The organism is Shewanella sp. JNE2, assembly GCF_023159115.1.
In the GTDB taxonomy this organism is placed as follows: domain Bacteria; phylum Pseudomonadota; class Gammaproteobacteria; order Enterobacterales; family Shewanellaceae; genus Shewanella; species Shewanella putrefaciens.
Genome location: NZ_CP096169.1, coordinates 103,002 through 118,539, shown reverse-complemented (window position 1 = coordinate 118,539; position 15,538 = coordinate 103,002). Strand labels below are relative to the sequence as shown.

The 15,538-nt window shown below is 48.3% G+C and carries 11 protein-coding genes and 1 pseudogene; 7 read left to right on the top strand and 5 right to left on the bottom strand.

From position 1 onward, the window contains the following. Nucleotides 1-5: 5 nt before the first annotated feature. Nucleotides 6-1,454 carry a DUF3300 domain-containing protein gene (locus tag MZ182_RS00505; RefSeq protein ID WP_248067730.1) on the top strand — a complete coding sequence of 483 codons (1,449 nt, stop codon included), beginning with the start codon at nt 6-8 and terminating at the stop codon, nt 1,452-1,454. Nucleotides 1,455-1,519: 65 nt separating this feature from the next. Here the strand turns inward: MZ182_RS00505 and MZ182_RS00500 are convergent, their stop codons facing one another. Both MZ182_RS00500 and MZ182_RS00495 read right to left on the bottom strand, forming a co-directional pair. After that, nucleotides 1,520-1,996, bottom strand: coding sequence for a hypothetical protein (locus MZ182_RS00500; RefSeq protein ID WP_025008328.1), 477 nt, complete (start codon nt 1,994-1,996; stop codon nt 1,520-1,522). Between the two features lie 78 nt (nt 1,997-2,074). Then, complete coding sequence (locus tag MZ182_RS00495) at nt 2,075-5,725, bottom strand: EAL domain-containing protein (protein WP_248067727.1); 3,651 nt, start codon at nt 5,723-5,725, stop codon at nt 2,075-2,077. Between the two features lie 400 nt (nt 5,726-6,125). Here MZ182_RS00495 and MZ182_RS00490 point away from each other — a divergent pair, with 400 nt between their 5' ends. From MZ182_RS00490 to cyoE, 6 genes are all read left to right on the top strand, one after another. Then, a complete protein-coding gene (locus MZ182_RS00490) occupies nt 6,126-6,515 on the top strand; it encodes a hypothetical protein (RefSeq protein WP_317246816.1) in 390 nt (129 codons plus the stop codon). Between the two features lie 188 nt (nt 6,516-6,703). Then, nucleotides 6,704-7,807 (top strand): ubiquinol oxidase subunit II, encoded by a 1,104-nt coding sequence (gene cyoA / locus MZ182_RS00485; RefSeq protein WP_248067721.1) that lies wholly within the window; start codon nt 6,704-6,706, stop codon nt 7,805-7,807. 2 nt (nt 7,808-7,809) lie between these two features. Next, nucleotides 7,810-9,789, top strand: a complete 1,980-nt coding sequence (cyoB, locus tag MZ182_RS00480; RefSeq protein WP_248067719.1) for a cytochrome o ubiquinol oxidase subunit I — start codon at nt 7,810-7,812, stop codon at nt 9,787-9,789. Between the two features lies 1 nt (nt 9,790). Beyond that, nucleotides 9,791-10,411: a cytochrome o ubiquinol oxidase subunit III gene (cyoC, locus tag MZ182_RS00475; protein ID WP_248067716.1), complete on the top strand. Its 621-nt coding sequence runs from the start codon at nt 9,791-9,793 to the stop codon at nt 10,409-10,411. Continuing rightward, a complete protein-coding gene (gene cyoD / locus MZ182_RS00470) occupies nt 10,411-10,752 on the top strand; it encodes a cytochrome o ubiquinol oxidase subunit IV (protein WP_168826283.1) in 342 nt (113 codons plus the stop codon). The genes cyoC and cyoD overlap by 1 nt, the downstream gene beginning before the upstream one ends. A 13-nt stretch (nt 10,753-10,765) precedes the next feature. Continuing rightward, on the top strand, nt 10,766-11,713 hold the full coding sequence (gene cyoE / locus MZ182_RS00465) for a heme o synthase (RefSeq protein ID WP_248067713.1): 948 nt from the start codon (nt 10,766-10,768) through the stop codon (nt 11,711-11,713). A gap of 138 nt (nt 11,714-11,851) precedes the next feature. Here the strand turns inward: cyoE and MZ182_RS00460 are convergent. The 3 genes and pseudogenes from MZ182_RS00460 to MZ182_RS00450 all read right to left on the bottom strand — a co-directional run. Continuing rightward, nucleotides 11,852-13,123 (bottom strand): annotated as a pseudogene (locus MZ182_RS00460) (TonB-dependent siderophore receptor); the annotation flags it as partial. 85 nt (nt 13,124-13,208) lie between these two features. Beyond that, a complete protein-coding gene (locus MZ182_RS00455; RefSeq protein WP_248067708.1) occupies nt 13,209-14,606 on the bottom strand; it encodes a basic amino acid/polyamine antiporter in 1,398 nt (465 codons plus the stop codon). Nucleotides 14,607-14,615: 9 nt separating this feature from the next. After that, nucleotides 14,616-15,518 carry a homocysteine S-methyltransferase family protein gene (locus tag MZ182_RS00450; protein WP_248067705.1) on the bottom strand — a complete coding sequence of 301 codons (903 nt, stop codon included), beginning with the start codon at nt 15,516-15,518 and terminating at the stop codon, nt 14,616-14,618. Nucleotides 15,519-15,538: the final 20 nt, after the last annotated feature.

Below are 15,538 nucleotides of genomic sequence, written 5' to 3'. Positions count from 1 at the left end.
GAACCATGAACAGATTACATCGATGGAATTGGCTAGTGTTATCGGCAGTATTATTTGCTCTGCCCTTCACGCCCACAACTCAAGCCGCAGGCGTATCCGTAAGCCAAGGTTCAAGCGCGTCGGTAAGCCAAGCCGAGCTCGAACAAATGTTAGCGCCTATCGCACTGTACCCCGATAGCTTGTTGACGCACATTCTTATCGCCTCGACTTATCCACTCGAAGTCGTACAGGCACAACGCTGGCTAGCACAACGCCCTAAATTATCACTCGACCAGATAATGTCGCAGGCTGAAGACAAGGATTGGGATCCTAGCGTAAAAGCACTATTGGCTTTCCCCGTTGTATTACAAAAAATGAGTGACGATCTCGACTGGACGCAAAGATTAGGTGAAGCATTCCTTGAAGATGAAGGCCAAGTAATGAATGGTATTCAATCTCTTAGACAACAGGCAGATAAAGCCAATAGTCTTGCTAATATGGATAATATGGCCATCACCAGAGCCAATAATCACATCATCATAGAGCCTGTAAGGCGGGAAATTGTGTACGTCCCCTATTATGATCCTCGCGTGGTGTATGGCACTTGGCGATGGGGTGTGGCTTATCCACCCGTTTACTGGGAGTTTAGTGGTTATGCTGGCTATCCTTACCGTCCAAGCCATAGCCATTTTTACTGGGCACCTGGTATTCATATTTCCTTTAACTACTTTTTCAGTTCCTTCCACTGGCATCGCCATAGAGTGGTTGTGATAGATCACAGGCATTCACATCACTACCGCCCACGGGAAAGATACAGTGTTAGCCACGGTGCACAACCATGGAAACATAAGCCAGAACATAGACGTGGAGTGGTTTATCATAATCCTGTTGTTAAGCAACGCTACTATGCCGATAGCAAGTATCGTGGCCGCGATTCACACTCCAGCGGCAGTGCTCAGCACGCTACCAGTCAATATTTAAAGTCTAACCAAGATTTACGACATAATCGCCAAGACAATAAGAGCCGAGACAATAAAGACTGGAATAATAAAGAGACTCACAATTACAACAGTCGCGAGCGTGATAACCGCGCTCCAACTTATCAGAATACTAAGGCAGAGTTAAAAGAGCGGCGCTCAGCCAATGCGGAACAAATGCCCGCGACTAAGGGACGTAGTGATCCTGTGCATACTCAAAGGGAGCGCAGTGATGCCCAAGCAAAACAAATGCAGGCCAACAAGAATATACAACAAAAACAATACCAAACTAGGGAGTCACAACCCCGTAATCTTGATCAGCAAAGATCGCAGCCACAACGCATGGAACAACCGAGACAATCGGCGCCAAGACAACGTGAGGAAGTTAAAGTGAGGCAGAGTGAACCACGCCAAAACCAGAATATGCAGGCGACTCGCGCTGTAGATCAAAATAAAGGCAGATCGACTCAAAGCCAAGAACGCCGTAATAGAGAGTAATATGAATGGCCAAATTAGTCGGCCATAGCCCTAAGCCTAAAAGCACGATAAAACGTGCTTTTAGGTTAAAACTTTAAGGTTAGCGACTGGCCTTCACCTAAGCCTTGCCATTCGACTGTCAAATCCATAATTTCGTTAAGAATATGATCAAAATCCACTTCGCTAATTTGGGGGAGCGCCAGCTTACGGCTGCTGCTAGCCTGCTCTAACAGATAAATAAACTCGTCGTAGGTCGGCGTATCACCCGGCCACAGCAAGGACTGCAAGGTTTCAACGATAGACTCAACTTGCCATATCTCAGCGTTATTGGTAACAGCACGGGAGGCTTGATTATGCTCAAGTGTAAAACTGATATTTGCACCGGCTTTCACCTGTGAAAAAAAGGCCCCTTGGATCTGTAGCCGTTTTTCAACCACATAGTGAATCATATCGTGGGGTGCAATCCCCTGCTCAGGCATTTTAGTTTCTGTCGCACTGCCATCCATACGCACACAACGTAACTGACCATAACGCTGAGTTCCTTTAGTGAAGATAACTTGCATATAACCATCCTTAGCACATTAACGAGCACAAACTTATATGCTCAAGTATAGCCTATGGTTAGGTAGCGCCAACCAAGGCTATAAGTTACGCTGAATAAAACGGAAACATTCTTCGGCTGGCAAAGGTTTACTGAAATAATATCCCTGCACTAAATCACACCCCATACTCGATAATAAAACGAGTTGCGCTTCATTTTCGACGCCCTCAGCAACAACCGTTAGTCCTAATTCATGTGACATAGAAATAGTCGCAGCACTAATGGCTGCATCGTTAAGGTCGGTCTCAATATCCTTCACAAAGGAACGGTCAAGTTTGAGCCTGTCTAGGGGTAAAAGTTTTAAATAGGATAAAGAAGAATAACCTGTACCAAAGTCATCGATAGCCAGTTCAATACCATGTTGGCGCAGTTCCGCCAATAAACGTGCATTTTGCTCAGGGTATTGCATAGCAACACTCTCGGTGATTTCTAACTCTAACGCCCCCTTACCAAGTTGATACTTAAGCAAAACATTGGTGATATCGGCAACAATCGTGTCTTTCCGCAATTGGTGTGCCGATAAATTTACCGCCATTCTAAGCCTTGTCGCTCCCGCGGCACGCCAAGCGGCTAGTTGTGCCATCGCCGTTTCAAGTACCCATTGGCCGATAGGAATAATCATGTCAATTTCTTCTGCTATCGAAATAAAGCGATCTGGTGAGATAAGACCAAACTCTGGATGCTGCCAACGCACTAGGGCTTCAACACTCACCACTTGTCCTGTACGAATATCGATTTGTGGCTGGTAATGTAATTGCAGTTCTTCATTTGCCAGTACTTGCCTTAATCCCGTTTCAATATGTTGACGTTCGGTAATCAAGGTATTCATTGCCGCTGTAAAGAATTGATAGTTATTGCGTCCAGCCGCTTTTGCGCGGTACATCGCCATATCCGCATTTTTCATTAACGCTTCGACAGTATTGCCATCAGTCGGAAATAGGCTAATGCCAATACTGGGAGAGGAATGCAAAGAATTATTGTCAATGATATAGGTTTGGCTAAGGCCACTACGCAGTGCTTCAGCTAAACTCGCCACTTCATCGTGGTTAGTATCGGACAATACCACTACAAATTCATCCCCACCTAAGCGCGCAACAATGTCATTATTATCAACAATATTTTTTAATCTCCGCGCCACTTCAAGCAATAATTGGTCACCCACATGATGTCCTAGGGTGTCATTAATATTTTTAAAATGATCCATATCGATAAACATGACCGCTATTTGGCTTTGTGAGGCCAATGCTTCGCCGAAGACAATTTCAAGACTCGACTGTAAACTCAGGCGGTTAGGCAACAATGTTAGGGAATCATGGTGAGCGAGAAAATGGATCCGTTCCTCACTCATTTTCCGTTCACTAATATCGGTAAAACTCCCAATGTAATGACTAACTGCGCCTGATTCATCACGCACGACGGACATCATCAACCATTTTGGGAAATCGTAACCGTCTTTATGTCTATCCCATACCTCGCCCTGCCAGAATCCCGTTTGTTCGAGGGCTGCACGGACTTGAGGATCGATACTTTTATCCGTACGTTTAGCCTCTAAAAAGCGGCAGTGTTTACCAATAATGTCCTCTCGTGAATAACCCGTGATCTGGGAAAACGCGGTGTTCACATCTACAATAATGTCATTGGCATCTATAATCGTGATGCCCTCACCGCTCTGCTGGAATACCTGCGCGAGCAGATTCACTCTAGCAACAGTACGTTCCTGCTCGGTAATATCCTCCACAATAAAAAGCACAAGTTGTTCACCATTGGCACCTGTAACCAAAGCACCATTGAGGCGAACTGCCACTGATTGCCCGTTCTTGTGTAGATAATGTTTCTGATAAGGGCCATAACGGCGAGTTTGCTTTAAGCGTTCTAATTGCTCAGCTTCACTTAATTGATAGCGCTTGGGGGTTAACTCCCAAGGATCGAGTTGATTAAGTTCATCGAGTGAGTAACCCGTAATATCGGTAAAGGCTTGGTTAATGGCGACAAATCGACCATTGTCCACTTGTTTCAGCACATGCCCCACAGGGGCTTTATCAAACAAGTTTCGATATCGCTGCTCACTTTCAACTAAGGTGGCTTGGAAAGCCTGACTACGTGCTATCTCTTTAGACAGTGCCATGGTTTTTTCTTGCACTTTTTCTGCAATCCGATGGTGCTCACCGGAATACACTAAGGTCAAACCTCCGATAACTGCACAGGTTGTAAAGGCAAGGAGCAACATCAGCAACGACAAACTAAAGGTATCGCCCATTAGCATCGTATAGGACTGGTAAAGCACTATGTGCCAATGGCGATCGGCAAACAGTAGATTAGCTTGAAAAAAATGCCCATTCTTATCGCTAAATATATAGTCCGAAAATATTGGGAAATCTTTGTCGGTATTTGAGTAGAGCAAAGACCCGCCCGCACTCATATCAATAAGCTTCCACTGCAATCCCTGTACTTGCTCAACTTCATTGATGATCTGTTGTAAGTCGATAACGGCTGTACAAAAACCCGCTATTTCTCCTAAGCGATCAAACACTGGTGCAAATAACAAAGTACCGCTAGGACCTGTGAAATCCGGCGCTAATTGGACTTTAGCCGTCATTACAGGGGCTTGGGTGGTTCTGACTTTTGCAATCGCAGCAGCCCGAATAGGCTCGCTATTTAGATCCATTCCCAACACGGCTTCATGGTTGGCGAGTGGCTGTATATACATAACAGGCACTAACCAACCATCGGTATTAACTTGCCAATTTTGTGGACGCTTCACATTATAAGCACCAGAGATCGCCGCACTTGCCGCAATCTCAAAGCTTTCCTGTTCTGTTGCGGCAACAAGAGGTGCCCATACCCACGCATGGACACCATCCGTTGGTAACAACGTACGCTTACCAAACTGTATAAACTCGTCGACAGAAACCTGCTCGCTATTATCAAACAAACTGGCTAATGCAATAATTCGCTGCAAATTGGCATCTTGAAAACCTTCAATACGGCTGATGATCGCATTCGATTGGATCTCAAATTTATCCTGTAATTGCTGCCTTTGATTCATATCGGAATAGCTATAAATCCCTACGCAACATAAAAATCCCACAAACATCGGTATCCCCGTTTGGATACGACGGGATCGCCAAATATCCCGTTTGTCGAACACTAACATAGTCAATGGGATAAAAATGATCGCACCGAGTAAGTCTCCCATCCACCAATTAACAAGGCTTTCGAGAAAGTCAGACTGTGGGATAGTGCCACTAATAACTAAAGCAAGGTTGCCACAAACCGTTGCGACTATGCAGGTTAAAGCGAGACCCAGACAGGATTTGATAACAGTATGAGGACTATCTAAGGTGACAAGATGATCTATTCGACTCATCATTTTGGCGGCTAATATTGCTTGAATGCTGGAACCCATAGCGATAACAACGGGTAGCCAACTCCAGTGAACAAATCCTCCCATATTGGCATTAATGAGAAAAGATCCAATAAAAACCCCAATCCAAGGAGTGTACTCTTTCCATAAAATACAAGCGGCAATGGCTATCCCTGCCGCAGGCCAAATTGCCGCCGAATATCCAGGCGGTAAGGCAATCATTAAACCTATTTTCCCTACAACGACATAGGCTAAGGTTATGAGAAAATTAACCCTAAGAGAGTGAGTAAACGATTTGATATTCAATCCCTTTATGCTGATATGCATACTGTTCTATTGTGCATCATGCCCTATTAACCAAATCAACCTCAAGCTAGCACTGCTCCGATGATTTCAGACTCGCTATAATTTTTTGGCGCATGGCATAACAGTGTAGCACTGTCATGCTCATGGATAAGTCACTTCACCACAACCCATGAATGCCTAACGTCACATTTTCACGCATTTTTGAGACCTTAATAGGTTTATATTTGGTTAATTATTAACATAAAATGTTTCAAGTTGGTTTTAATTAAGGTTTTTTTAATATAAATGTCGCCTTAGATAGGTGATCTACTTTCATTCACTCGTCGCTTCTTGGTATCCTCCCGTCGCATAAAAAAGTTGCATGCTGAATATTTTTTGTTCTGCCAACTGACTCCTTTTCCCGTTCAACCGGACTCATTAATTGAAATTAGCTCTTAGCCAATTTATTGCTGAAAGATTGAATCTGATGATCAGGTTCACCAACTTTAGCATGACAAACCTTATCCTGTTTTTCGGGGTATTGTTTGTTCTGCCTATCGCTGATCTTTTATCAGTATTGATTGGTGGTTATGTCGATATAGGCGAGCTGCTAGTATTCAGTGATAGCTTTTTAGCCGAGTTTATCGGCGCCAGTCTGCTCAGCCTATTATTGCTCAACCCCCTCGTTATTCTGCAGTTATGGCATTTAATCGACTGCTGCTTCAAATTTTTCAATCATCTCGATTTAACTAACGCTTCACTTTTTTTAGCACCCCCAAGGCTAAAATCCCTCGAACATACCGCCCACGGTTGTCGTGCCCCACCATTTTAACCCTCTGTTTTTAAATTCAAATTAAGCATTAAGCGCTGAAAGCTGATCTTCGATTTGCCTCGGGATGGCGGCACATTTTGTGTCATACCTCTTGGGTCTCAGGATTTGCGCTCAGATAACACCGCTTAATGCGACTGCCGGTTAACGCTTGGCAGAGTTGTAAACCTTAGGGTTAGAGGAATCTTCCTTTGTTAATTCGAAAATTAAGTAAAGCAGCAATCGCGGCAGTAGCACTCATGCTCGCGGGTTGTGATGGCGGTGTGTTGGACCCTAAGGGCCAAATCGGTATCGATGAAAAACACCTGATTATCGTCGCCACCCTACTCATGCTCATTGTCGTTATCCCTGTGATTGCCATAACATTGTACTTCGCGTGGAAATACCGCGATGGCCGTGATCAGGAAATCTATGCGCCTAAATGGGCACACTCAACGGCGATTGAAACCGTAGTGTGGATAGTGCCGATTGTGATCGTGATAGTGCTCGGTGTAATCACTTGGGGTTCGACACATGATCTTGATCCATATAAACCTTTAGAACACGAAGCGAAACCCGTCACGGTTGAAGTAGTGTCGCTGGACTGGAAATGGTTATTCATTTATCCAGAACAAGGCGTGGCATCGGTCAATGAGTTGGCGTTCCCAGCCAATGTGCCGGTGAACTTTAAGATCACCTCTGACACTGCGATGAACTCCTTTTTCATCCCTCAGTTAGGCAGCCAGATTTATTCTATGGCGGGCATGACCACTAAATTGCATTTGATCGCTAACGAGCCCGGCACCTTCGATGGTATTTCGGCTAACTACAGCGGTGCTGGATTTGCGGGCATGAAGTTTAAAGCGATTGCCACTCAAACACCTGCCGACTTCGATGCATGGGTAGCCAAGTTAAAACAACAGGGCAAGACATTGGACTCAGCGGCCTATGCCACACTGGCTAAACCGAGTGAATACAATCCGGTTGAATACTTTGGCTCAGTGAGCAAAGGGATGTTTGACCAAATCGTGATGCAATACATGCACATGGACTCACATGAGGGCATGAAAGGTCACGAAGGAATGGACATGCACGCAGGCATGGAACACATGGGCACTGAGCACACATCTGACATGGCAGACATGAAAGGTATGCACGACATGGCACATATGGCAGGCGAGCACGCGATGGAAAATACACAGAACATGGCCGACATGGATAGCTCAACACCTTCTGTACCGTCATTAACACAAGACTCATCCACAGAACCTTCATCCTTAGAGCACTCATCCACTCATAAAGTGGAGGCGGAGTAATCATGTCATTTCTCGGTAAATTAAGCTTAGATGCGATTCCGTATCACGAGCCCATCATCATGGTGACCCTAGCGGTCGTCGCAGTGGTAGGTTTGTATATCGCAGCCTTGATCTCTAAACACAAAAAATGGAGCGTACTCTGGAATAATTGGTTAACCTCAGTTGACCATAAACGCCTCGGTATCATGTACATAGTGTTGGCTTTGGTGATGCTCATTCGTGGCTTCTCCGATGCCATTATGATGCGTACCCAGCAAGCACTCGCCACCAACGGCGCAGCAGGTTATCTGCCGCCTGAACATTACGACCAGATCTTCACCGCCCACGGCGTGATCATGATTATCTTTATGGCGATGCCATTTATGATAGGTCTAATGAACTTAGTAGTGCCGCTGCAGATTGGCGCACGCGATGTTGCCTTCCCCTTCTTGAACAACCTCAGTTTCTGGCTGACCGCCTCTGGCGCTGTGCTGATCAATATTTCATTGGGTTTAGGTGAATTTGCTAAGACAGGTTGGGTGGCGTATCCCCCCCTCTCAGAACTGGCTTACAGTCCCGGGGTTGGAGTCGATTACTATATCTGGGCACTGCAAATTTCAGGCATAGGGACAACCTTAACCGGGGTGAACTTTATCGCCACCGTACTTAAGATGCGCGCCCCCGGCATGAAGCTGATGCAAATGCCAATCTTCACTTGGACTTGTACTTGGGCGAACATTTTGATCGTCGCGTCGTTCCCTATCTTAACCGCCGTGTTAGCCATGTTAACGCTCGACCGTTACATGGATTTCCACTTTTTCACCAATGACGGTGGCGGTAACGCCATGATGTATATCAACCTATTTTGGGCGTGGGGACATCCTGAAGTTTACATCCTGATTTTGCCTGCTTTTGGTATTTTCTCCGAGGTGATCTCAACCTTTACGGCTAAGCGTTTGTTCGGTTACACCTCTATGGTGTGGGCGAGCGGTGCGATTTCAATTTTAGGTTTCATCGTTTGGTTACACCACTTCTTCACTATGGGCTCAAGTGCCAACGTCAACGCCTTCTTCGGGGTGATGACTATGGTGATTGCGGTTCCAACCGGGGTGAAACTGTTTAACTGGTTGTTCACTATCTACCGTGGCCGCCTGAGGTTAACTGTACCTGTGTTGTGGACGCTAGGCTTTATGGTGACTTTCACCATAGGCGGTATGACAGGTGTGCTATTAGCCTTACCGGGAGCCGATTACGTTCTACATAACAGTTTGTTTTTAATCGCGCATTTCCATAACACTATTATTGGTGGTGCGGTATTTGGTTACTTAGCAGGCTTTGCTTACTGGTTCCCTAAAGCGACAGGTTTCCACTTGAATGAGCGTTTAGGTAAAGCGTCATTCTGGTGCTGGCAAATCGGTTTCTACGTGGCCTTTATGCCGCTGTACGTATTAGGCTTTATGGGTATGACGCGCCGAATTAGCCATACGGATAACCCGGCATGGAATCTATGGATCTACTTAGCCGCCGTGGGTGCTTGCATCATCATGGTCGGTATCATTCTGCAGTTTATCCAACTGTACATGAGTATCCGTGACCGCGACCAAAACCGCGATACTACGGGCGATCCATGGAATGGCCATACGTTAGAGTGGTCAACCGCTTCACCACCCCAGTGCTATAACTTCGCTAAGCTGCCACAGGTTGCTGATATCGATGCCTTTACTGATGCGAAAGAAAAAGGCTTGGCTTATCAAGGCCTCAAACACTATCAGCCAATCCATATGCCGAAAAATACCTCAAGCGGTATCTTAATGGCGCTGGGGATCACTGCCGCGGGTTTTGCCGCTATTTGGCACATTCTGTGGTTAGCCATTGTGGGCTTAGTGGGCGCGTTTATCGTGTTCTTATTCCGTGCCTATAACAATGACGTCGACTATTACGTGCAACCCGATGAAGTGGCTCGCATTGAAAATGCCCACTTAAACAATGTAGTAAGGGGCTGATATGAGTATTGCAATCCCAGCAGATTTAGAAGTAGCTCACGCAGAAGATCACCACGAACACCATGACACGAGTGGCAACACTCTGTTTGGTTTTTGGATTTACCTTATGACCGACTGCATTTTGTTTGCCTCGGTTTTCGCAACCTATGCTGTGCTCTACATGAACACGGACGGTGGCGTTTCGGGTAAAGACATTTTCGAATTGGACTTTGTGCTGATTGAAACTGCCGCCCTGCTCGTTAGTAGTATTACCTATGGCATGGCGTTGATTTTTGCTAAGCGCCACAACAAAGCCGCGACCTTCGTTTGGTTAGCCATTACCTTTGCACTGGGTTGTGTGTTTATCGGGATGGAAGTCTATGAATTCCATCACCTGATTGAACATGGCAATGGCCCACAGCGCAGCGCTTTCCTGTCGTCCTTCTTCGCCCTGGTCGGTATGCACGGTTTGCACGTGACCGCAGGTCTGATTTGGATGGCGATTATGATGATCGAAGTGGCGAAAACCGGTTTAGGTCATCGCAGCATCACCCGTCTGAGCTGCTTAAGTTTGTTCTGGCATTTCCTCGACATAGTGTGGATTTGTGTATTCACGGTCGTGTATTTATTGGGAGCACTGTAATGAGCGCACATAGTCATACTGATAAGCATAGCCATGGCACTGACGATCTGGCCGCGAGCATTAAGTCATATCTAATGGGCTTTGTGCTGTCAGTGGTATTAACCGCCATTCCATTTTGGGCCGTAATGACCCATCACTTCGAGAAAGCGACCACCCTTAGCTTAGTGCTAGTGATGGCGATAGTGCAGATAGTGGTACATCTTAAGTACTTCTTGCACTTAGATTTCTCGAAAGAAGGCAAAGTAAATACCTTCTCCTTCCTGTTTACCGCCCTGATTATTGTCATGGTCGTCGGCCTGTCGGTGTGGATCATACTCGAAGCCAACGCTTTGATGATGTAACGAGAAACAGTCTATGCAAACACAAGACAGATTTATGTCACCGCAATGGAAAGCACGCTTCAAAGGGTATGTGCAGGTTACTAAGCCTGGCATCATTTTCGGGAATCTGATTTCCGTTGCTGGCGGTTTTTTATTAGCCGCCAAAGGCGACGTAAATTTGGTCTTGATGCTGGCGAGCTTAGTAGGATTGTCCTTAGTTGTAGCCTCGGGCTGCGCTGTCAATAACTGTATTGACCGTGATATCGACGCCAAGATGCAGCGAACCTGCAAACGCGTGACCGTCACGGGCGAAATTGCCGTGGGTAACGTACTCGCGTTTGGACTCGCCTTAGGTGTGTTAGGCTTTAGCATCTTAGCCTTGTTTACCAATGCATTAGCCCTGCTATTTGCCGTTATTGGTTACATCGTTTATGTGGGGGTTTATAGCCTATACATGAAACGTAACTCAGTGTATGGCACTTTGGTTGGCAGCTTCTCGGGCGCAGTACCGCCAGTGGTTGGCTATTGCAGTGTGACAGGCCAAATGGACATGGGCGCGGCTATTTTGCTGTTGATGTTCAGTTTATGGCAGATGCCACATTCTTACGCCATCGCGATTTTCCGTTTTAATGACTATGCGGCAGCCAATATCCCTGTGCTGCCAGTTGCAGAAGGCATGACCAAAGCAAAACTGCATATCGTGCTTTATATTGCCGTGTTCGCCTTAGTCAGTGCGCTGTTACCACTCGCGGGTTACACAGGTATCGCCTTTATGGCAGTCACCTGTGCCACTAGTCTGTGGTGGCTTGCCATGGCATTAAAAGGTTATCGTCACGGCGTCGATATCCAACGCTGGGCTCGCCAAGTGTTTGGTTTTTCAATTATCACTATCATGGCGCTTAGCATAACCATGGCGCTGGATTCTCAAGTGATAAAGGAGCAAGTCATAGGTCAAACAAACCTATTCACCTTAGTAAAGTAGCCCAGTAAAGTCGTACTCATAAAAATGATTGGTGAGGCTAACTCTTACCATAAATCTTAATGTTAGCTAATTGCAAATGGGTAAAAATGAGGGCTGGTGGTCAACCTTAGGTGACCACCAGTTTGCAGCAAGTAAACCTTAGAAACGATAGTTAAAACTAACAGTTACATTTCTAGGGGTACCATAGTGATATATGCTGTATGAAAGTCCTGAAGCTGACATATAGGCATAGTATTTTTCATCCAGCAGGTTTTCGAGGTTCAGTTGCAGATCCATATTTTCCGCTAGATTATAACGAGCCATCAGGTTAACAAGCGAATATGCCTCCTGCTCAATGACAACGCCACCGCTCTGCGAGTAACTGTCGCTCTGCCAGTTAACACCACCACCCACGGTCAACTCAGGTAAATGGTCAACAAACTGATAGGTAGTAAAGAGTTTAAACTGTTTACGAGGGCTCGTGGTCTCCACTTTACTGCCTTCGGCATCTTCAGCGGTGAATTGAGAATAGCCAGCCGAAATATTCCAGCCATCAATAAATTCACCAACAACTTCTAACTCAAAGCCAGTACTTTCAGTACCTTGAGCGGCCTTGTAATTAGTCACTGGTTTGCCGTCAATGATGACCGTTCCATCTGGCGTTGCCAGATTGTCCTGATCAATTTTGAACAGCGCTACTGTAGTATGTAGACGATCGTCCAAATAAGCGCTCTTCAAACCCACTTCATAGGCTTTGCCTTTTAAGGGATCTATATACTCTCCGTAGGCATTAGTCACATTCTGCGGATTAAATATTTCGGTATAACTGGCGTAAACCCGATGCTCTTCACTAATGTCATACAGTGCGCCGACATAAGGCACGAATACACCGTCATCACCAAAATTAGTGCTAGTTCCATAGCTGACCCCTTCACGATTCCAGCTAGAAATACGACCACCAGCAATGATTTTAAAATCATCGGTAATCGTCAGCCGAGTTGCCGCGTAGAAACCTTTCTGTTCAGTATCCATATTTAACTGACGATTAGCGTCCGTTGACCACTGCGGCTCATCGAAGGTATTACTGCGCCAATCATAAAAGTTTTCAACCACCTTTGAGTCCCAACCCGTCATATCTTCACGGATAGGCTCATAGGTATCTGCATAGGATTTCTGTTTGCTGTACAAAGCCCCAGCCACAAATTGATGCTCACGGTTAAAGAGCTGGTAATCGCCTTTCAATTGGAAATCAAAGTTATCGGAGTTACTTTCACCATGGCTGTGATAACGCTGACCAGTTAATCCTGCACCGGTTTCTTTATCCAGCAAACCGGACATATAGATCATTTTGGTGGTAGTTTCGTATTCCATGCGATTATAGTTCGCCACCAATTGCCAACCATTACTGAAATAATGATTCAAGTTAGCGAATAGGGATCCGTGAGGTATCCACAATCATTTATCGCTAAAAAACCCAAAAGATGACGATTAATATCTCATCGCCATCCATTGTCATTCAAAAACCAAATGACCAGAGTGCGGGAATGAGGCTCACCAGGGTTATCCCGGCCAGCAGTCGTTCGCGACCACTGAGCCGCTGATGGTCACCAAGCTGTCGGCGGCTGTAGAGAAACAGCAGCAGGCCCGGCCCGTACAGCAGCAAGGAGAGCAGCAGGTATTCCACACCGGCGGCATAGAGCAGCCAGAGGCCATAACCGCTCGACACCAGTGCCACTGTCCGCATCAGGCCATTGCCCTCGCCACTCAAGGAAAGCTTGAGCAGGAACAGGCCGATCAGCAGATAGGGCACCAGTATCATGGAGGTGGAGATGAGCAGCAGGTTGGTATACCCCTTGCCGAGCAGCCACACCAGCAGCAGGCAGCCCTGCACCGTCAGGCTGGTGAGCCACAGCGATGCTATGGGGGTGCCGTTGCGATTCTGGCGTCGGAAGATGGCCGGGAAGGCACCGTAGCGGGCAGCGCTGTAGGGCACCTCGGCCGAGAACAGGGTCCAGCTCACGTAAGAAGCGAGTACAGAGACGATGAGGCCGACACTGATCAGCACCTTGCCCCAGGAGCCTGTCATCTGGGCCATCAGCCCCGCCATGGAGGGATTGGGCAGAGCCGCCAGCTCGGGTCTGCTCAATATCCCCAGCGCCAGTACCGAGATGAGCACATAAAGCAGCAACGCCAGCACTACCCCCAGCACTGTGGCCGTGCCCACGTCCCGCTTGTTCCTCGCACGGGCCGACAAGACGGCCGCCCCTTCGATGCCGGTAAAGACCCAGAGGGTGATCAACATGGTGTTGCGCACCTGCTCGGAGACCGGCACAGCAAGCGTGCTGCCCCCCTGATCCGCCGCAAAGGTCACAGGGTCAAACCAGTAGCAGGCGAACAGGATGAACAGCAGCAGCGGCAGGCTCTTGGCCAGGGTTGCCACCAGATTGAACAGAGCGGCCTGTTGCACGCCACGGGCCACCAGCAGATGCACGGCCCAGAGGATGCAGGACTCGCCGATAAAGGCCGCCAGGGTATTGCCATCGCCAAACCAAATCTGTTCAGGGGTATCGACGAAGCTGCCAAGGGCGGCGAACGCGATCACCAGGTAACCTACCACACCTATGGTGGCGCACAGCCAGTAGCCCCAGGCGGAGAAAAAACCCACCAGATCGCCAAAGCCGGCGCGGGCATAGCTGTAGATGCCCCCATCGAGATCCGGTCTTAGCCGCGACAGGTAGAGAAAACTCGCGGCGAGCGCCAGTATGCCCACCCCGGTCACACCCCAGCCGATCAGCACGGCGCGGGCACCAGCCACCTCGGCCATGTTCTGGGGCAAGCTGAAGATGCCCGCCCCCACCATGGAGCTGAACACCAGCGCAGTGAGGGACCAGAGGCCTATTTTTCTCTCTTTCATGTGCTCTCCTTAGCGCAGCCGGCTGGCCAGTGCCTGAATATGCTCGGGGCCGATGCCGCAGCAACCGCCGATGAGAGAGGCCCCCACGGCACGCCAACGCTCGGCCCAGCCGAGGTAATCCAGCGGCCCAAGATCGGCGCGGATCTCGTCCAGCCCGTCGTTGGCGGTCGCCTCCTTGGGCTGGGGCGGAAAGGCGTTGGCATAGGCGCCGAGGCGAATATCCCCTCGACCCAGCGCCTGCAAGCTGTCACCAGCCACCGTCAGCGCGGCCTCGATCACCTCGGGCTGACAGCAGTTGAACAGGATGGCGTCCACACCGGCCGATACCAGTGCGGTGACGGCATCCGCCACCCGCTCACCGGAACGAAGCGCAGGCTCGCTGCACGGCGCTTCATCTTCCAGCGTGAAGGAAACCCAGAACGGCTTGCCATCCTGTGGCAACAGCGCCTTGAGGGCCAGCGGCTCGGCAATCAGGCTCATGGTTTCGGCCAGCCAGATATCCACATGAGGTGACAACGCCCGAATGAGCGGTGTGGCCAGCTCGCCCACTCTGTCCGCCTCGAACAGGTCGGCGCGGTAGGAGCCAAACAGCGGCGGCAGGGATCCTGCGACCTGCACCGAGCCCGGTTGCTCATTGGCAACCTCACGGGCCAGCTGGCCAGCCAGCGCGGCCAGCGCTTCCCCTTCGGCGGCAAATCGCTCGGCACCGATATGAAACGGCACCAAGGCATAACTGTTGGTGGTGATGATACGGGCACCGCTCGCCACATAGGCCTGATGTACTTCGCGCACCGTCTGTGGTGCCTCCATCAGCGCCAGCGCCGACCATTCAGGTTGGCGAAAGGGCGCCCCTCGCCGTGCCAGCTCGCGTCCCATGCCACCATCAAGTACCCACAATGCCTGCTTCTTCATCAGCGTAATATCTACCTTTT

What these genes read in the sequence shown, in the direction of transcription:
- MZ182_RS00450 (WP_248067705.1), bottom strand. Translation starts at nt 15,518, where the DNA reads ATGAAGAAGCAGGCATTGTGGGTACTTGATGGTGGCATGGGACGCGAG.
- cyoE (WP_248067713.1), top strand. Translation starts at nt 10,766, where the DNA reads ATGCAAACACAAGACAGATTTATGTCACCGCAATGGAAAGCACGCTTC.
- cyoB (WP_248067719.1), top strand. Translation starts at nt 7,810, where the DNA reads ATGTCATTTCTCGGTAAATTAAGCTTAGATGCGATTCCGTATCACGAG.
- MZ182_RS00505 (WP_248067730.1), top strand. Translation starts at nt 6, where the DNA reads ATGAACAGATTACATCGATGGAATTGGCTAGTGTTATCGGCAGTATTA.
- MZ182_RS00500 (WP_025008328.1), bottom strand. Translation starts at nt 1,996, where the DNA reads ATGCAAGTTATCTTCACTAAAGGAACTCAGCGTTATGGTCAGTTACGT.
- MZ182_RS00455 (WP_248067708.1), bottom strand. Translation starts at nt 14,606, where the DNA reads ATGAAAGAGAGAAAAATAGGCCTCTGGTCCCTCACTGCGCTGGTGTTC.
- MZ182_RS00495 (WP_248067727.1), bottom strand. Translation starts at nt 5,725, where the DNA reads ATGCATATCAGCATAAAGGGATTGAATATCAAATCGTTTACTCACTCT.
- cyoC (WP_248067716.1), top strand. Translation starts at nt 9,791, where the DNA reads ATGAGTATTGCAATCCCAGCAGATTTAGAAGTAGCTCACGCAGAAGAT.
- cyoD (WP_168826283.1), top strand. Translation starts at nt 10,411, where the DNA reads ATGAGCGCACATAGTCATACTGATAAGCATAGCCATGGCACTGACGAT.